The sequence below is a fragment of the Promicromonospora sp. AC04 genome, assembly GCF_003058225.1.
Classification (GTDB): Bacteria; Actinomycetota; Actinomycetes; order Actinomycetales; family Cellulomonadaceae; genus Promicromonospora.
Window position 1 is genome coordinate 96,116 of record NZ_QBUG01000002.1, and the last position, 17,665, is coordinate 113,780.

Genomic DNA, 17,665 nt, shown 5'->3' on the forward strand with positions numbered 1-17,665 from the left:
GAGCCGGGTGACGCGGATCGGTCAGGATCCGTCGTGCGACGTGAGCTGCGTCCGGTTGCCGACCGGATCCCGGGAGTCCAGGACGCCCTGCGCGCCCTGCGACTGCTGGACCATGTCGACGGCGACGCGGAGGTCCTCCGTGGCCCAGTCGAGCGAGCTCTCCATGTGGGTGGCCTGGGCGAGCAGGGTACGGGCCTGCGTCACGGAGGTCGGCGGGGCATCGGTCATGCGCTGGGCCACGGCCTGGCGGGCTTCGGCGAGCGCCTGGGCGAGGACGTCACGGGTGGCGGGGTCCGCGACCTGGCCGGCGGAGTGCTCGTAGACCCGCTCGGCCGTGTCCATGACTGCGGCCAGGTCGTGGGAGCGGGCGGAGGTGCTGGTGACCTGGCTGTCGATCTGGGCGGCGAGGGTCAGGAGGTGGCTGGCCTCGTCGGCGCGGGCCGACACGGCCCAGAGGCTGATCGCGACTGCGACACCGGTGACCATCGCCGCGCCGAAGGTCCAGCGCCGGCGGCCGCGGGCACCGGCCAGATCGAGGGGCGGAGGTTCGGGTGTGTCGAGCGCCGGCAGCGCGGGGAGCTGAGCCGGCGCGAGCTCGGGTAGTTGGAGAGCCGGACTGTCGCCCGGCTCTTCGTCCGTTCCTGACATGGTGGGTTCCGGCCTGACTAAAGCGACGGTGTTCAACTCTTCCCCCAAAGAGAGTTCGATGAAAACAAACTGTCGGACTCGAGGCCCGCTAAACAACCGGTGCGAATGACGCTAGGACTACTTTCTCGGTCTCGCGCGGCGAAGCCGTAATGCATCTGTGATCTGTGGAAAACCGCCCTGAGACGGTGGATAACTTGGGGATAACGGTGGACGACCTGTTGATGACCATGGTCCGGTGCCTACACTGGCGTGGTTCGACAACGGCGTCGGGACAGGTTCGGGGGCAGCATGACGCAGGTGCCACACCGGGACGCGATCTGGGTTCGCGCGGCATATGAGAGCTTCGTCGGTTCTGCTGGCGCGCAGGAGCCCGACGGGATCGACCCCGTCGTCGCGGCCTCGTGGCGGCGTGGACGCACCTGGCCCCTCTGGCGGAACCGGGCGGGCCGCAGTCGGCGCGAGCGTGGGCGCACCCGGGCGTGCTGGAGCGGCAGCTGTCGTGACCGTCGGTGCGGTTGCGGCCGACCACTCCGCCGTCGAGCAACCCGGGATCTTTTTGACGCGGCCCCGTGTTGCCCCTCTTGTCAGTGCACGCGCTCTACGAGGAGGAATCATGCCCGCCCCCATCGACCCGTCGGACAAGATCGCGCAGTACGCCCACCCCGAACGCCTCGTGAGCACCACCTGGCTGGCCCAGCGCCTGAAGGACCCGGGGATCGTCGTGGTCGAGTCCGACGAGGACGTCCTGCTCTACGAGACCGGGCACATCCCGGGCGCTGTAAAGGTCGACTGGCACACCGAGCTGCAGCACCCCGAGATGCGCGACTACCTGGACGGCGCGGCGTTCGCCGCCCTGATGGGCAGCAAGGGCATCACGCGCGACACCACGATCGTGCTGTACGGCGACAAGAACAACTGGTGGGCCGCGTACACGGCGTGGGTCTTCACGCTGTTCGGCCACTCGGACGTGCGCCTGCTCGACGGCGGCCGCGGGCTCTGGAGCGCCGAGGGCCGCGAGCTCACCACCGACGTCCCGGCGCCCGCGCCGGTCGAGTACCCGACGGTCGAGCGCGACGACACCACGATCCGCGCCTTCCGCGAGGATGTCCTGGCGCACCTGGGCAACGGCCCGCTCGTCGACATCCGCTCCCCGCAGGAGTACACCGGCGAGCGCATCGCCATCCCGGACTACCCGGAGGAGGGCGTGCTGCGCGGCGGCCACATCCCGACGGCGCGCAACGTCCCGTGGGCGACGGCGGTCGCCGAGGACGGCACCTACAAGACGCGCGCGGAGCTCGACGCGATCTACACGTCCGGCCTGGGCCTGAGCGCGGACGACGCAGTGATCACCTACTGCCGCATCGGCGAGCGCTCCAGCCACACCTGGTTCGCGCTCACCTACCTGCTCGGCTATACAGCCGTGCGCAACTACGACGGCTCGTGGACCGAGTGGGGTAACGCAGTACGGGTCCCGGTCGCCACGGGCGCCGAGGCAGGCACCGTCTGACGCCGCCACGACCGGCGGACGAGCGGTGGGAGGATGAAGAGATGAGCACCAACGACGTCGACCTGCCCGAGGCCCTCGCCGAGCTCCGGGACGCCTTCCTGGACACGCCCGAGCGCGACCGCCTCCAGCTGCTGCTGGAGGTGTCGCGCGAGCTGCCGCCACTGCCCGACAGGTACGCGGACGCGCCGGAGCGACTGGAGCGGGTCCAGGAGTGCCAGTCCCCGGTCTACGCCTTCGCCGAGGTGGACGACGCCGGAGTGGTCGCCTTCCACGCGACCGCACCGGAGGAGGCGCCCACCACGCGGGGCTTCGCGTCGATCCTGGCGCAGGGCCTGACCGGGCTGACCGCCCAGCAGGTGCTGGACGTGCCGGAGGACTTCCCGCTGCAGTTCGGTCTGACGAAGCTGGTCAGCCCGCTGCGCCTGAACGGCATGGCGGGCATGCTGACCCGCGCCAAGCGCCAGGTCCGGGAGCAGCTCGCGGCGGCGCAGGTCTGAGCCGCGCGGTCGCGGAAAGTCCGCTTCCACCAAGCAGTTAGGCCTGAAAACCTCGCGATTACCAGGCCTAACTGCTTGCTGGAGGCGGACTTTCTGGTGTCAGGCCTCGCCGCCGCCGAAGCGGTCGCGGTAGGCGTCCAGGTCTTCGTCGGTGATCTTGGCGAACAGGACCGGCGGGACGGTGAAGGCCGTCCCGGGCGGGACGGCGTCGAGCGACGTCGCGGCCTCGGGGGTGAACCAGGTCGTGGCGTCGGTGTCGAGGGCGAACACGCCGCGGAGCGTCGCGGCGGTCTCCGGGATGAACGGCTCGGAGACCACCGCGTACAGGTGGATCAGGTTCATCGCGGTGCGCAGCGAGACCGCAGCGGCCTCGGGGTCGACCTTGACCTGCTTCCAGGGCTCCTTCTCGACGAGGTACGCGTTGCCCGCCGACCACAGCGCGCGCAGCGCGTTCGTGGCCTTGCGGTACTGGAGGGCCTCCATGTGCTCCTCGAGCTCCGCGAGGAGCCGGGCCACCTCCGCGCCGAGCCGCTCCTCGGCCGCACCCGGCTCGCCGCCCGCGGGGACGGTGTCCCCGAACCGCTTGGCGGAGAACGTCAGGACCCGGTTGACGAAGTTGCCGAGCGTGTCCGCCAGGTCCTTGTTCACCGTCCCGGCGAAGTGCTCCCACGTGAACGACGAGTCGTCGGACTCAGGCGCGTTCGCGACCAGGAAGTACCGCCAGTAGTCGGCCGGCAGGATCTCCAGCGCGGCGTCGGTGAAGACGCCCCGCTTCTGCGACGTCGAGAACTTGCCGCCGTAGTAGGTCAGCCAGCTGAAGCCCTTGACGTAGTCGACCATGGTCCACGGCTCGCGGACGCCGAGCTGCGTGGCGGGGAACATCACCGTGTGGAACGGGACGTTGTCCTTGGCCATGAACTGCGTGTAGCGCACGTCGTCGGCCTCGTACCACCAGGACTTCCAGTCCCGGGTCTCGCCCGGCGCGGCGGCGTCCGCCCACTCCTGGGTGGAGCCGATGTACTCGATCGGGGCGTCGAACCAGACGTAGAAGACCTTGCCCTCCGCCGCGAGCTCCGGCCACGTGTCGGCCGGGACGGGCACGCCCCACTCCAGGTCACGCGTGATCGCGCGGTCCTGGAGGCCCTCGGTGAGCCACTTGCGCGCGATCGACGTCGACAGCAGGGGCCAGTCCTTGCTGTTCTGGTCGATCCACGCCTCGACCTCGCCCTGGAGCTTCGACTGGAGCAGGAACAGGTGCTTGGTCTCGCGCACCTCCAGGTCGGTGGAGCCGCTGATCGCCGAGCGGGGCTCGATCAGGTCGGTGGGGTCCAGCACGCGCGTGCAGTTCTCGCACTGGTCGCCGCGCGCCCGGTCGTACCCGCAGTGTGGGCACGTGCCCTCGACGTAGCGGTCGGGCAGGAACCGGCCGTCGACCGGCGAGTACACCTGCCGGATCGCGCGCTCCTCGATGAAGCCGTTCTCGTGCAGGCGGCGCGCGAAGTGCTGCGTCGTCTCGGCGTTCTGCGCCGACGAGCTCCGCCCGAAGTAGTCGAACGACAGCCCGAAGCCGTCGTAGATCTTCTTCTGCGTCTCGTGCGCCTGCGCGCAGAACTCCGCGACCGGAAGGCCCGCCTCGGCCGCCGCGAGCTCGGCCGGCGTGCCGTGCTCGTCCGTGGCGCAGATGTACAGCACGTCGTGGCCGCGCTGCCGCAGGTACCGCGCGTAGACGTCGGCCGGGAGCATCGACCCGACCATGTTCCCCAGGTGCTTGATGCCGTTGATGTACGGAAGCGCACTGGTGACAAGGTGGCGAGCCATCGCTGGATGCTCCAATTTCGTAGGTTCTGGTCCTGGATCCGACGGCGCGCGGAGCGAGCCGTCGCCCAAGACTAGTTACTCAGCGTTGTTGATGCGGTCACGCAGCCACGGGATGCACGCCTCGGCCTGGATCCGCTGGAACGCCCGAAGGTGCGGGATGCCGGGCGGCGGGTCCTGCAGGGAGTTTCGCGCGAAGTAGGCGGTCAGCACCGCCACCCAGACGGTGACGGCCTCGGGGTCGAAACCGTTCGGGAGCGGCGTCCGCTCCAGGACCTCGTGCGGGGCGGGGCCACCGGTGGCGTGCACGGCCGGGAGCATGCCGGTCTGGTCCAGGAACGGCGCACCGCGCAGGGCGTGCGGCCAGTCGACGGCCACCGCTTCCTCCCCGGCCGGCCGCCGGACGATGAGCGCGTTGTCGGCGCGCAGGTCGGCGTGCACCAGGTGCGGTCCGGCGAACGCCTCGGCCTGCCGCTCGGGCGCGGCCAGCGCGGCGACCTGGTCGAGGTTCGCCGCGAGCCAGGGATCGTAGGTCGTCAGCCCGGCCGGTCGTTCGTCGGCCAGCAGGGCGGCGTCAGGCCATACCTTGTCGCTGAAGGCGGGGAAAACGCCGCCGGCCGGGACCTCGTGCTCGGCGATGCGGCAAGCGAGGTGTTGCAGGCGGTCGAGGTCGTCCAGGTCCCACGGCTCGGTGCGGGGCACCCGCCCGTGGACGACGTCGGACGCGATCACCACCCACGCGGGATCCGCCACTCCGGGGTCAACCGCACCGCGGTCAACCACGGCAGGCTCCACCGCACCAGGGTCAACCGCACCGCGGTCAACCACGGCACGGTCCACCGCGGCACGGTCCGCCGCACCGGCGTCGGGCAGCTCCATGATCCAGCGGAAGGCGGGCGCGGGGACGCCGTCGGGCAACGCCGCGGCGCGCTGGGCCTCGCGGCGGTGCAGGCGCGCCGCGACCTCGTACTCGGTCGAGGCGACCTTCACGAAGGCGCTGCCGGACGCCGACTCCAGCGAGAGCGCCCAGCCGGGCGAGTATCCGCCGTCGTGCGACGCCCACGCTGTGACCGGGCCGCCGAGCTTCGCGACGATGGCGTCGCGTACGTGCGCGGGGAGGTCTGGCCAGGTGGGTCGGACGCGGGTCATGCGGCGATCATGCCAACCGCCCGCGCGCCCTGACGAGGAGAAATCGCGGGCGGGCGACTCACCTGGGTCGGTCGGCGTGTGTCAGCGCTGCGGCGGGGCCAGGTGCGGTACGAGGACGACGGTCCGGTTGCGGATCGTGGCGGCGGCGATCGCCTGGAGCATGAGCATCCCAGGGACGTGCGAGCACACCTGGTCCACCGTGTCGACGACGCCGCGCGTTACGAGGGTCTCCCCCGCCGCGGTGTACGCCCCGTGCAGCATTTCCCGCTCCTCGGCAGCAAGGTCTCGGTGGAGCTCCTCAAGGCTGGTGCGGTACCGGGTCAGCGCGGACTCGGCGACTGCTTCGCGCTGCGCGGAGACGTCGTCGACCTGGCGCTCGACGGCACTGTGCTCCTCCGTTCCGAGACGGAGCCAGGTCACCGTGACCAGCGCGGACGCCGCGCAGCAAACCCCGGCGAGCACGAGGTTCACGCCGAGCGAGGTGCGTGCCGCCCCCGGAAGCTCCGAGAAGGTGATGAAGAAGAGCGGAGCGACCGCCGCGGCGGTGGCAAAGCCCGCGAGCAACCACGAACGCTGGACGAGACCACGCGTGGCCGGGGCCGAGCGTCGGACCGGGAGCAGCGCCATCAGTACACCGACGGTCCCGGCCGCGAGGAACGCCGACGACCACGGGAGGACGGCGACCAGGTCGAAGTCGGCTCGGCTGAAGAAGAACGCGAACGCACCACCGATGCCGAGCGCGCCGAGCACGGTGCCGACGGTACGCCGCGGGGAACGGAGATCGGCCACCGCGGGATCCACGCGGCGAGTCCGAGCGTCGATCTCCGTCCGCGCGTCCCGGACCTCGACGTGGTAGTCGCCCACGACTGCGTCGACGGCGGCCGCGTAGTGGGGCAACCCTCGCAACACCTGTCGGTCCAGCTCCGCGGTCCGCCGCCAGAACGCCGTCGGCGAGATCTCCTGGGCCCAGTGCTGCGCGAACCGGGTCGACATGTTCTCCACGGCGACAGTCTGCCAGCGTGCGGCGGGCAACCGGAGAGGGTTCCGCACCGCCGGGAGGTCACCTCGCTGTGGCGACTGGTGCGGGGTTGACGATCCCCGCGATCCGGCGCACCGCCTCGTGCAGCCGGTCCGGGGTGTTCGCGGCATAGCCGATCACCAGCCCGGGCGGCCCGTCGCCCACCCGGTGCGCCGACAGGGGGTGCACTCGAACCCCGGCCTCGGCAGCCCGTCGGGCCACGGCGGCGTCGTCGACGCCCGGCAGCGTGACCAGCAGGTGCAGGCCGGCGGCCACGCCGTGGGCGGTGCCGCCGGGCAGGTGGGCCGCGAGCGCCGTCAGCAGGGCGTCGCGGCGGGCGCGGTGCCGACGTCGGACCTGGCGCAGGTGCCGCTCGAACCCGCCCGAGGTGATGAAGTGCGCCAGCGCGAGCTGGGGCAGCGCGGGACTGGCGAGATCGGTCCAGTACCGGGCCTCGACGAGCTCGGACTGGAGTGCGGCGGGCGCGAGCAGCCAGCCGATCCGGATGGCCGGGGCCAGCGTCTTGGAGACGCTGCCCAGGTGCACCACGTGGTCGGGTGCGAGGGCGCGCAACGCCGGGACCGGCGGGCGGTCGTAGCGGTGCTCGGCGTCGTAGTCGTCCTCGATGACCAGGCGTCCGGGCAGCCCGCCGGGGCCCGACGGCGGCCCGGCTCGCGCCCAGGCGATCAGGGCCCGGCGGCGGTCCGGAGCGAGCACGACGCCCGTGGGGAACTGGTGCGCGGGCGTGACCAGGACGGCGTCGAGCCCTGTGCTGGCGAGTGCCTCCACGTCGAGCCCGTCCTGGTCCACCCGGACGGGAACGGGTTCCAGGTCCCACCGCCGGAGGTGCTCGCGCGCGCCGAACGAGCCCGGGTCCTCGAACCCGATCCGGCTCGCTCCGCGGAGGCTGAGCGCCCTGGCGAGGAGCATCAGGCCCTGCGACACCCCGGTGACCACGAGGATGTCGTCCGGGTGCGCGCGCAGCCCCCGCGTCCGGGCGAGCCAGCCCGCCAGCGCCTCGCGGAGCGCGGGCAGGCCGCGCGGGTCGCCGTAGCCGAGCTCGCTCGATGCCAGGCCGCTCAGCGCCGCGCGCTCGGCGCGAGCCCAGGCGGCGCGCGGGAAGGCGGACAGGTCGGGCAGGCCGGGTGAGAGGTCGATGAGGTTGGTTGCCGAGGTGTCCGGGCCGGTCAGGTCCGGCGGCATCGCGCTCGCCATGCCCGACGGCGCAGCGTGCCCGACGACGCCGGCGGGCCGTACCCCAGTGCTGGCCGGCCGCGTCCTCGCACCGGCGGGCTGTGCTCCGGGGTCGGCGGGGCGCGCTCCGGGGCCGGCGAGCCGCGCCAACGAGTCGGACGACGGTGCCCAGGCGGAACGGACCGTCGTGCCACCACCGTGCCGACCCGACAGCAGGCCCTCGTCCGTGAGCCGCCGATAGGCGTCGACCACCACTCCGCGTGAGCAGCCGAGCTGGTCGGCCAGCACGCGGGTGGCGGGCAGCCGGTCGCCCGGGGCGAGACGACCGTCGGCCACCGCGCCCCGCACGGCCTCGGCGAGCCACGCTGTCAGGCTCCCGGGGCGGGCCTGGGCGGGGTCGAGCTGGAGGAAGTCGGCACCAACCATCTTGGTCCCCTCGAAAGACACGATCTTGGCTCTGTCAGGTATACCAAAGCGCAGGCAGGCTCGCGGGCATGACAACCAGGACGCGACCGGCGGCGGAGTCCCCCGGACCCGGCGGCGCTGTCGGACCGGCCGGCGCCGTCGGACCCGGCGACGCCGTCGGACCCGCCGGCGCAGAGCACGGCACCGCGAACGGCACGCACAACAGCACCGACGGCAGCACCCGACCGGGCCCGCATGCGCGGTCCTGGTCGGGCCCGCTGTTCGCGGGGCTCGGCATGGCGCTGGTGGGCAGCCAGGTAGCGGTGTCGGGGGTGCTCGCCGACGCGCCGCTCTTCGCCGTGCAGGCCGTCCGGTACACGCTGGCGGCCCTGGCGCTGCTGCTGGTCCTGCGGGCCACCGGCCGGGCGGTTCCCGTGCCGCGCGGCCGGGAGTGGGCATGGCTGGTGGGTGTGGCGCTGAGCGGGCTGGTGCTGTTCAACGTGGGCGTCGTGCGCGGCGTCGCGCACGCCGAGCCCGCGGTGATCGGTGTGGCGGTCGCCGCCGTGCCCGTGCTGCTTGCGCTGGTGGGGCCGCTGCTCGGGCGGACCCGGCCCACGCCGTCGGTGGTGGTCGCCGCGCTCGTGGTGACGCTGGGCGCCGTCCTGGTCACCGGTGGCGGACGCACGGACGCCGCGGGGCTGGGCTACGCGGCCCTCACGCTGGTCTGCGAGGCCGGGTTCACGCTGCTGGCGGTGCCGGTGCTGCGCCGGCTCGGGCCGCACGGCGTCTCGCTCCACGCCGTGTGGATCGCGGCGGTGGCCCTGTGGGCGCTGACCCTGACGACGGAGGGCCCATCCGCCGTCCTGACCCTGCGGGCCGAGCACGTGCCCGCCACGCTGCACCTCGCGCTGTCCGTCACCGTCGTGGCGTTCCTGCTCTGGTACACGGCGGTCGGCCGGATCGGCCCGGGGCGCGCCGGGCTGTTCACCGGGGTGGTGCCCGTGGCGTCGGCGGTGGGCGGCGTGCTGCTGGGCGGCCCGGTGCCCGGCCCGGTCGTGTGGCTCGGCGTCGCCGTGGTGGTCGCCGGCGTCGTGCTGGGGATGCGCACGGGCCCTGCCCGGTCCACACCCTCCACATCTTGACGTCTTGTAGAGATATACGTGACCCTCGTAGAGGGCATCGCGCGAGCCCGGTACCAGTCCGTTCCATTCGTTCCATGCAGAGGAGACAAATATGAGCGACAACCCTCAGCTTGTTCATGTGGCCACGTTCTGCGGCAAGTGCGACTGCGGCTGCCCGGAGCTGTTCGTCGACCCGACCGCCGAGCCCGAGAAGCGGATCGTGATCACCGACGACTTCGGGCAGCGGATCCAGATGAGCCAGGACCAGCTCGAAGACCTGGTGGAGCAGGCCCGCAGCGGCGCGCTGGACGCGCCTGCGCTCCTGCCGGCCTGACCCCGGGCCAGGGTCCGACTCACCGGACGACGCCGCAGGTGGCTGCCCACTACCGAGTGGGCAGTCACCTGAGGAGTAGGGTCCTGCCAGGAGGGCAACATGTCTGGCAGGACTCGCGAGCGCGGTCAGCTCGAGGCGGAGGTCATGCGCATCCTGTGGGATCACGAGGGTGCGATCGGAGCGCGAGTGATCCAGGAGGCGTTCGGGGACGGTCACGTCCCGGCGTACACGACGCTCCTGACGGTGCTCGATCGGCTCCAGAAAAAGGGCGAGGTGGTCCGGATCGCGACCTCCCCCCGAAAGGTCCGCTTCAGGCCGACCCGGTCGGACGGCGAACGCGCGGGAGCGGCGATGCTGTCGGCGCTCGAAGGCACGGGTGACCGCGAGGAAGCACTTGTCCGGTTCGCGGACCACTTGACCGCGCGGGACGTCGAGACGCTGGAACGTGCGCTGCGGCCGAGGCACGCCCTGCGCAGGCGTCAGGCAGGGTGAGCCGGCGGTGGCCGGTCAGCCGACAAGCATGAGCCCGCACATGGCGACCGTCCCGAAGCTCGCGAGAGCGCTCGCGAGGTAGTCGGTGCCGGTGCGGTCCAGGACCGAGCCGCGCTCACGCAGGTGCCGGGCGAGGTAGACGAGGAACAGGGCGCCGCCGGCCACGAGCGCCGCGGCGAGCACCGCTCCCGCGACGGTCGCCCAGGTGCCCAGCTGCGCGCGGCCCGCCCCGTGACCGATGTGCTGGGCCCCGACGGAGTGCGTCCGGCTCATGACCGCCACCGCCCACACCATCGCCAGCATCATGACGGCGTGCACCGCCTGAGCCCGGGCGTCCCGGTGATGACTCGTCCGCCGTCGGCCCGTCGCCGGGCCCTGGGACAGCGCGTCGACCGCGTGCCACCCCGCGGCAGCCGCGAAGAACGCCACCGCCACGACGAAGAACGCGAGCTGCGGAAGGGCCGGTAGCCGGGTCCACCACGGCCACACCATGACCACCATGCCGAGGTTCATACCCAGGTGGAACAGGTAGCCCAGCCCGACGAACGGTTTCCGGGCGGCGACCAGGCGCCAGAGGGAGTGAGCGCTCAACGCGATGAAGACACCTGTTACGGCCCACTGCACGACCGGGTCCGACGTCACTGGCGGCCCCCTGTGTTCTCCACGATGCACTACAGATGAGATCTCCGGTTGATACACCAGGAGCCGACCCAATCGAACTTATCAGCCGCGAGACGCGGAAGGGGTCGTGAAGACGCCGATCCGGTCCGCACCCCGTCAGGCAGCGGCGTCGCCGCGAGATGGATCGGGAGCGCGCGTTTCACAATGCACCCAGCACGGAAACGACGCGCCGTCACCCGAGCAGCGCCTCGAGCTCCGGAAGCCGGCCGAACATGTCGGGGAGACCGCGAATGCCGTTGCGCGCGGACTCGTGCGACAACGCGAGGTCGGGACCGGTGGTCGCCTCGGCGCCGGCGAGGCAGCGGAGGATGTTCCACCTCGTGTGCCCGAGCCAGCCGCCGATCATGAAGACGAACCAGCTCGGGCCCGACGGCGGCAGCGTCCCGCCCCCCGCGACGTACCCGTCGAGGACCGACCGGAAGATGGCGGGCTCGATGGTGTCGAAGCCAGGTCCTTTCGCGAGGCTCAGCGCGGTCGAGCCGAGCTCACCGGACAGGTCCAGCATCCCCGAGAGCTCCCAGTCGAGCAGTACCGGCCGACCGTCTCGAGCGAGCAGGTTCCACGGTTGGACGTCCTTGTGGGTCAGCACGACGGGGCCCGGCCGTTCGCAGGTGTCGACGAAGCGGGCGATCGCGAGGAACGTCTCGACGTGGGAGGCGAGCTCGTCGGCCCACGGCTGCCCGGTCGCCGCCGCCCGCTCGGCCAGCTCGGGCCAGTCCCGTGCCGTCGGGTCCTCGATCGGCACGTGGGTCCACTCGACGTCGAGCGCGTGGATGCGCGCGAGGATCTCACCGATCTCGGACCCGTACGCCGCCGACACCGGCGCCTCGGGCATCTTCTCTCCCTCGACCCACCGGTGGACGAGCGTGTCGTGGCTGGCCGAGATCGGCTCCGGCATCGGGACGCCGGCGGCGAAGGCCGCCCGCTCGAACCTGAACACGTCCTCGACGTGGTAGGTCGAGCGGCGGTCGACGACGTTGAGCTCCTTCACCGCGAACGATCCCTGGTCGGTGTCGAGCCGGTACATCCGGTTGGCGAACCCGCCGTGGACGCGGGTCATCGGCCCGATCGGCGTCCCGAGATGCGAGAGGTTCACGCCACGCAATCTAGGGTTCGCGGTTCGTCGACGCACCGGAATTACCCGGTGCCTACGGGGCGCGGGTCCGCCCGGACGGTCACCCTGTTCGGGTGACTCGGCCCGACCACCGGTTGCCTAGCGTCGGCCGGGTGGCCGATCGGATCTGGACGGCCAGGTCCGTCCCGGATGGAGGTGGCCGGTGTGAGCGCGGCGATCGGTCAGTCCCTGCCCATTGCGGTGGGAGTGCTCGTCAGTCCCCTGCCGATCGTCGCGGTCGTGCTGATGCTTGTCAGCGAGCGGGCGCGTGCGAACGCGCTGGCGTTCGTGGTCGCTTGGTTCCTGGCAGTCCTCGTACTGGTCGGCGTGGTCGCGCTGCTGGCCGGGACCGCTGCGCCCGACGACGACGGGCCCGCCGCGTGGACGGGCTGGCTGAAGGTCGTCCTCGGTGTCCTGTTGCTGTTCCTCAGCGTGCGGCAGTGGCAGGGCAGGCCACGGCACGGCGCCGAGCCGCCGGCCCCGAAGTGGATGGCGGCCATCGAGCAGTTCACTCCGGTGAAGTCCGCCGGGCTCGCGGTGCTGCTCGGCGCCGTCAACCCGAAGAACCTGCTCCTGACCGTGTCCGGTGGAGTGGCCATCGCGGCAGCGCAGCCCGCGGACACCACAGCGACGGTCGTGGCCTCGATCGTGTTCGCGGTGGTGGCCAGCGCCGGCGTGGTCACGCCGGTCGTCATCTACTTCTCCATGGGGGCCCGGGCGGCCCAGGTCCTCGATGAGCTGAAGACGTGGATGATCCACAACAACGCGGCGATCATGGCCGTCCTGCTCCTGGTCATCGGCGCGAAGATGCTGGGAGACGGCATCTCCGTCCTGTGATGCACCAACTTCCGGTGAGCTCCTTCGCCGGCCGCACGGCCAGGCCGATCCGACCGCGCAGTGCGCCGACAACCGGCAAGCGCCTCAGCCCACGTGCACGTGCGGGCGCAGCGCGCGGTCGGGCTGGGCCCGGCGGAGGACCTCGCGCGTGACGGGGGCGACCTCGCCCACGCCGAACAGCAAGAACCGCAGCAGGTTCGGCACCGGGTTGCCCTCGGTCCACTCGAAGTAGATGTGCGGCTTGACGCCCGTGTGCGCCTGGACGTGCAGGAGCAGCGCGGCCAGGCCGTTGGGAACGCTCGGCGCCTCCATGGTGATCACCCGGAACCGGCCGTCGCGGACCTCGCCGTGGGCCTCGACCACGGACTCGAAGTCCGAGGGGTCGGTGACGGTGACCTCGACGAAGATGATGTCGTTCTCGTCGGGCAGGTCGTTGTCCTCGACGATCTGCTCCACCTTGGCGAGGTACTCGGCGGTGTCGCGCTCCTCGGGCTCGTTGGCGACCAGGCGGATGCTGCGCCGGGCGCAGTCGCGCAGGAACGCCTCCGCACGGTGGTCGAGGACGACGTGCGTGGTGCGCAGCTCGAACGCGCGGGTGAGGCGGGAGGCCAGGGAGACGGCGACGATGGCGAGCACGAAGCAGGCGCCGATCTTGACGCCGTCGGGCCGCTCCACGACGTTCACGGCGGTGGTGTAGAGGAAGATGACCGTGATGACCGCGAACGCCCACATGAGCCGGTGCTGCCCGGCGCGGCGCGCCGCCAGCGTGACCGCCACGCACGCGGACGAGAACAGCACCAGGACACCGGTGGCGTAGGCGCCGCCCTGCGCGTTGACGTCGGCGTCGAAGATCCAGGTGATCAGGAAGGCGATGGCGGTGATGACCACGACCAGCGGCCGCACCGCCGCCGTCCACTCGGGGGCCATGCCGTAGCGCGGCAGGTACCGCGGGATGAGGTTGAGCAGGCCGGCCATGGCCGACGCCCCGGCGAACCACAGGATCGCGATGGTCGACACATCGTAGACGGTGCCGAACCAGTCGCCCAGGTACTGGTGCGCCAGGAACGCGAGCGCCCGGCCCGACGCCGCCCCGCCGTCCTGGAACTCCTCGGCCGGGATGAGCCACGTGGTCACGACGCTGCTCGCCAGGAGGAAGCAGCTCATGGTGATCGCCGCGGCCGTGAGGAGCTTCTTCGTGTTCCGGATGCGGCCGGCGGGCCGGGCCTCCGTATCGCCCGGGTCGCCCTTGACGTGGGTCATGACCGCTACGCCCGTCTCGAAGCCGGACATACCCAGTGCCAGCTTGGGAAAGACGAGCAGGGCGAGCGCGACGATCATGACCGGGTTGCCGTGCTGCGTGATGAGCGCCGTGGACCAGGCGGTGATGACGAACGGCTCGGCGACGACGTGCACCAGCGAGACGGCGATCACCACGACGTTCAGGGCGAGGTAGACCGCGACGATCGCGACGGCCACCCCGATCGCCTCGGTGAACCCGCGCAGGAAGACCGCGCCGAGCAGGGCGATCAGGCCCAGCGTGATCCACATCTCGCCACCGTGGAACAGTTCCGCCACGTGCGGGTTCTCGACGACGTGCGCGGCGCCGTCGGCGGCGGACAGGGTGATCGTGATGACGAAGTCGGTAGCGGCGAAGCCCAGCAGGACCAGCACGAACAGCTTGCCGTTCCAGAAGGTGAGGAGCCGCTCGAGCATGGCGATCGAGCCCTGGCCGTGCGGGCTCTCGGCGGCCACCCGGCGGTAGACGGGCAGCGCGCCGAGGAGGGTGAGCGCCACGAGCACGAGCGTCGCCACCGGGGAGAGCAGCCCTGCGGCTACCGCCGCGATCCCTGGCTGGTAGCCAAGCGTGGAGAAGTAGTCCACGCCCGTCAGGCACATGACCTTCCACCACGAGTGGGTCTTCTCCGGCTCACGCTGGTCGGCGTGGGGCCCCAGATGCTCTGGCCGCTGAGGTCCGTCGGCGAGGAGCCAGGTGTTGAGCCGGCTCAGGAGCGGGGCCGAAGTGCGCGCATTCACTGGCTGAGTCAAACAGAGGTGCCGGGCACCTTGGCGCGGCTTTAACGGAACCTTGACGCCAATCGCAGCTTGTCTCGTCCGCTCCACGCGAACGACCGTGGTCGCAGGCAGTCCGTAACCAGACCGTCCGACGCCGTTCGCCCTATACGGTTGCGGCGTGATGCAACACCTGCGTGTGGTCAGCCCGTCCGCGACCACTGCCGACGTCGTGGACCTGTTGAAGTCCAGCCCCGCCGCGACCAACGTGGTGGTGCTCCCTGACTGCGCGGTCGACCCGCCGGGCGACGTCGTCATGGCCGACATCGCACGCGAGGCGCTCCACCCGATCCTGGACCGGCTGACCGACATGGGCCTGCACCGCGAGGGCTCCCTTGCGGTGGAGGCGGTGGACACCTCACTGTCACAACACGCCACGCGCGCGGAGGACGCCGCCCCCGGTCTCTCGGAGGACGCGCTCGTGTGGCACGAGGTCGTGGACCGCACGGAAGCCGAGTCGCGCACCTCGCTGGGTTATCTCGCCCTCATGGCCCTGGCCACGACCATCGGCATGATCGGCGTCCTGTTCGACCAGCCGATCCTCGTCGTCGGCGCCATGGTGGTCGGCCCCGACTTCGGCCCGCTCGCCGCGATCTCGGTAGCTCTGGTCGGACGGCGCTGGCGCACTGCCGGGCGCGCCGTGGCCACGCTGGCGGCCGGGTTCGGGGCCGGCTTCGCGGCGTCGGTCGTCATGGCCCTGCTCCTGCAGGCGTGGGGCCTGGCCGACCAGGCGACACTGCTGGCCGACCGGCCGCAGACGTCGTTCATCTGGGCACCCGACGCACTGAGCTGGGTGGTCGGCGCCCTCGCCGGGGCGGCCGGCATGATCTCGCTGACCACTGGCCGGTCCGGCGTCCTCGTGGGCGTGCTCATCTCCGTGACCACGGTCCCGGCCGTGGGCAACGCCGCCGTCGCGCTCGCCTACGGCGTCGGCGAGGAGACCGTGGGCTCGCTGGCCCAGTTCGCCATCAACGTCACCATGATCGTGGCCGGCGCGGTGCTGTGCCTCGTGATCCAGCGCACCTGGTGGCGCTTCCAGGGAAGGTCCGCCGCCCACCGTGCCATGGTGACGAGCGACCGGTAGCCGTCGATCAGCGGCATCGCCCGCTCTGCGGAGCCCGGCGTCGCGATGCTGCTCGTGAAGGTTCCAGCGCTCGCGTGGGATCACCGTGAGCGCCACCATGATGGGAAACTTGACGTAGAGGTGGGGAGCAGCATGACCGGAAGCGTCTCGGCATGGCCTCAAGCGGCGTGGTGGCGTCCGTCAGTGCGGGTGACGGCGGTGCTGGCACCACTGCTGGCTTGCGCGATCCTGTCGACGGTCCGCGACGATGTCACCGCTGCGACGTCGGTGCTGGTCCTGGTCGTGCTGGTCGTGGCTGCCGCGGCCACCGGTGACCGGCCGGCCGCCCTCCTCGCCGCATTCTCGGCAGGGGCGTGGTTCGACTTCTTCCTCACCGAGCCGTACTTGCGCTTCACCATCGCCGACGCCGACGACATCGAAGCGACCGTTCTTCTCGTCGTGATCAGTCTTGTGGTGACGGAGATCGCTCTGTGGGGGAACCGTCAGCAACGACGAGCTGCCCGGCGCTCCGGCTACCTTGCGGGAGTGCTTGGCGCCGCACGCGCGGCGGCCGAGGGCATGCCCAGAGAAACGGTGATCGATCTCGTCGCACGTCAGATCACCGACGTGCTCGGCGCTGACGACTGCACCTACGTCGTGGGCCCGGTGCGAGACACGCGCAACGCCGTCCTGGACCAGGACGGCGTCCTGACCCGGAACGGTCGTGCGGTCGACGTCGATCGTGTCGGTCTGCCGACCGACGAGTACATCGCCGTCCTGGTGCGTCGGGGCCCTGAGGTCATCGGCCACTTCCTGGTCACCGCGGTGTCGAGCTTGACCTTCGCGACTCGCGAACAACGATTGATCGCGGTCCTCCTGGCTGACCAGGTCGCCGCCGTGCGCGACGAAGGAAAAGCTACGACCTGACCATCGCCGGCGTGCCGGCGACCTCGAGGCGCCCGGGTCACTCCTCGAACCGGTACCCCGCCCCCGGGTGGGTGAGGATGTGGCGCGGGTGCGACGCGTCCTTCTCCAGCTTGCGCCGCAGCTGCGCCGTGTAGACGCGGAGGTAGTTGGTCTCCGTCGAGTACGCCGGACCCCAGACCTCGTGCAGCAGCTGCTTGCGGTCCACGAGCCGGCCGCGGTTGCGCACGAGCACCTCCAGCAGCGCCCACTCGGTCGGGCTCAGCCGCACGTCGGCCCCGCCACGCGACACCTGCCGCCGGGCCAGGTCGATCCGCAGCTCGCCCGCCATGACCACTGGCTCCTCCGACTGCGTCGGCAAGGCCCGGCGCACGGCGGCGCGCAGCCGCGCGAGCAGCTCGTTCATCGCGAACGGCTTGGTCACGTAGTCGTCGGCGCCGGCGTCGAGGGCGTCGACCTTGTCGTCGCCGAGCTGCCGGGCCGACAGCACCACTATCGGCACCCGGGTCCAGCCCCGGATCCCCTCGATGACGTCGAGCCCGGGCATGTCGGGCAGGCCGAGGTCGAGCAGCACCACGTCAGGCCGAGCCGACGCCACGGCGTCCAGCGCGGCCGCACCCGTCGGCGCGGCCGTCACGTCCCAGCCGTGCGCTCGCAGGTTGATGGTCAGTGCGCGGGCCAGCGCGGCGTCGTCGTCCACCACGAGCACGCGGTTGCCGAACGCCGCCTGCTCGCCCTCGCCGTCCGACTCACCGGTCACGGGACCATCCCATCACGCAACTACCCCCATCGCTCG

Annotated in this window: 17 protein-coding genes; 8 read left to right on the forward strand and 9 right to left on the reverse strand. The window is 71.4% G+C overall.

Annotated elements, in window-relative coordinates; translation table 11 throughout:
• Positions 1-21: 21 nt before the first annotated feature.
• The gene (locus tag C8K30_RS05990; RefSeq protein ID WP_108492007.1) at positions 22-648 is read right to left on the reverse strand and encodes a hypothetical protein; all 627 of its coding nucleotides are present in this window, start codon (positions 646-648) and stop codon (positions 22-24) included.
• 613 nt (positions 649-1,261) lie between these two features.
• Between C8K30_RS05990 and C8K30_RS05995 the strand changes: the two genes are divergently transcribed.
• A complete protein-coding gene (locus C8K30_RS05995) occupies positions 1,262-2,155 on the forward strand; it encodes a sulfurtransferase (protein WP_108492008.1) in 894 nt (297 codons plus the stop codon).
• A gap of 41 nt (positions 2,156-2,196) precedes the next feature.
• On the forward strand, positions 2,197-2,652 hold the full coding sequence (locus C8K30_RS06000; RefSeq protein ID WP_108492009.1) for a SufE family protein: 456 nt from the start codon (positions 2,197-2,199) through the stop codon (positions 2,650-2,652).
• A 99-nt stretch (positions 2,653-2,751) separates the two neighbouring features.
• On the opposite strand, the gene metG is transcribed toward C8K30_RS06000, so the two are convergent.
• The 4 genes from metG to C8K30_RS06020 all read right to left on the reverse strand — a co-directional run bounded on the left by metG (position 2,752) and on the right by C8K30_RS06020 (position 8,254).
• The gene (metG, locus tag C8K30_RS06005) at positions 2,752-4,470 is read right to left on the reverse strand and encodes a methionine--tRNA ligase (RefSeq protein WP_108492010.1); all 1,719 of its coding nucleotides are present in this window, start codon (positions 4,468-4,470) and stop codon (positions 2,752-2,754) included.
• Between the two features lie 75 nt (positions 4,471-4,545).
• Complete coding sequence (locus tag C8K30_RS06010; RefSeq protein WP_108492011.1) at positions 4,546-5,616, reverse strand: hypothetical protein; 1,071 nt, start codon at positions 5,614-5,616, stop codon at positions 4,546-4,548.
• 81 nt (positions 5,617-5,697) lie between these two features.
• Positions 5,698-6,618, reverse strand: a complete 921-nt coding sequence (locus C8K30_RS06015; RefSeq protein WP_146197367.1) for a hypothetical protein — start codon at positions 6,616-6,618, stop codon at positions 5,698-5,700.
• A gap of 58 nt (positions 6,619-6,676) precedes the next feature.
• Positions 6,677-8,254, reverse strand: a complete 1,578-nt coding sequence (locus tag C8K30_RS06020) for a PLP-dependent aminotransferase family protein (protein WP_108492013.1) — start codon at positions 8,252-8,254, stop codon at positions 6,677-6,679.
• 68 nt (positions 8,255-8,322) lie between these two features.
• Between C8K30_RS06020 and C8K30_RS06025 the strand changes: the two genes are divergently transcribed.
• The 3 genes from C8K30_RS06025 to C8K30_RS06035 all read left to right on the forward strand — a co-directional run bounded on the left by C8K30_RS06025 (position 8,323) and on the right by C8K30_RS06035 (position 10,180).
• Entirely contained in the window at positions 8,323-9,375 is a 1,053-nt protein-coding gene (locus C8K30_RS06025) for a DMT family transporter (protein ID WP_233257014.1), read from the forward strand.
• Positions 9,376-9,466: 91 nt separating this feature from the next.
• On the forward strand, positions 9,467-9,688 hold the full coding sequence (locus tag C8K30_RS06030) for a hypothetical protein (protein WP_108492014.1): 222 nt from the start codon (positions 9,467-9,469) through the stop codon (positions 9,686-9,688).
• Positions 9,689-9,787: 99 nt separating this feature from the next.
• Entirely contained in the window at positions 9,788-10,180 is a 393-nt protein-coding gene (locus C8K30_RS06035) for a BlaI/MecI/CopY family transcriptional regulator (RefSeq protein ID WP_108492015.1), read from the forward strand.
• 15 nt (positions 10,181-10,195) lie between these two features.
• On the opposite strand, the gene C8K30_RS06040 is transcribed toward C8K30_RS06035, so the two are convergent.
• Both C8K30_RS06040 and C8K30_RS06045 read right to left on the reverse strand, forming a co-directional pair.
• Positions 10,196-10,771 carry a DUF5134 domain-containing protein gene (locus tag C8K30_RS06040; protein WP_146197368.1) on the reverse strand — a complete coding sequence of 192 codons (576 nt, stop codon included), beginning with the start codon at positions 10,769-10,771 and terminating at the stop codon, positions 10,196-10,198.
• Between the two features lie 262 nt (positions 10,772-11,033).
• The gene (locus tag C8K30_RS06045) at positions 11,034-11,957 is read right to left on the reverse strand and encodes a phosphotransferase family protein (protein ID WP_108492017.1); all 924 of its coding nucleotides are present in this window, start codon (positions 11,955-11,957) and stop codon (positions 11,034-11,036) included.
• Between the two features lie 183 nt (positions 11,958-12,140).
• Here C8K30_RS06045 and C8K30_RS06050 point away from each other — a divergent pair, with 183 nt between their 5' ends.
• Positions 12,141-12,812 (forward strand): GAP family protein, encoded by a 672-nt coding sequence (locus tag C8K30_RS06050; protein ID WP_108492543.1) that lies wholly within the window; start codon positions 12,141-12,143, stop codon positions 12,810-12,812.
• Positions 12,813-12,896: 84 nt separating this feature from the next.
• Here C8K30_RS06050 and C8K30_RS06055 read toward each other — a convergent pair whose 3' ends face one another.
• Entirely contained in the window at positions 12,897-14,708 is a 1,812-nt protein-coding gene (locus tag C8K30_RS06055) for an amino acid transporter (RefSeq protein ID WP_199230410.1), read from the reverse strand.
• Between the two features lie 298 nt (positions 14,709-15,006).
• Between C8K30_RS06055 and C8K30_RS06060 the strand changes: the two genes are divergently transcribed.
• Entirely contained in the window at positions 15,007-15,966 is a 960-nt protein-coding gene (locus C8K30_RS06060) for a DUF389 domain-containing protein (RefSeq protein WP_108492019.1), read from the forward strand.
• Positions 15,967-16,098: 132 nt separating this feature from the next.
• Positions 16,099-16,872, forward strand: coding sequence for a DUF4118 domain-containing protein (locus C8K30_RS06065; protein WP_108492020.1), 774 nt, complete (start codon positions 16,099-16,101; stop codon positions 16,870-16,872).
• 37 nt (positions 16,873-16,909) lie between these two features.
• Here C8K30_RS06065 and C8K30_RS06070 read toward each other — a convergent pair whose 3' ends face one another.
• A complete protein-coding gene (locus tag C8K30_RS06070) occupies positions 16,910-17,629 on the reverse strand; it encodes a response regulator (protein ID WP_108492021.1) in 720 nt (239 codons plus the stop codon).
• Positions 17,630-17,665 lie beyond the last annotated feature (36 nt).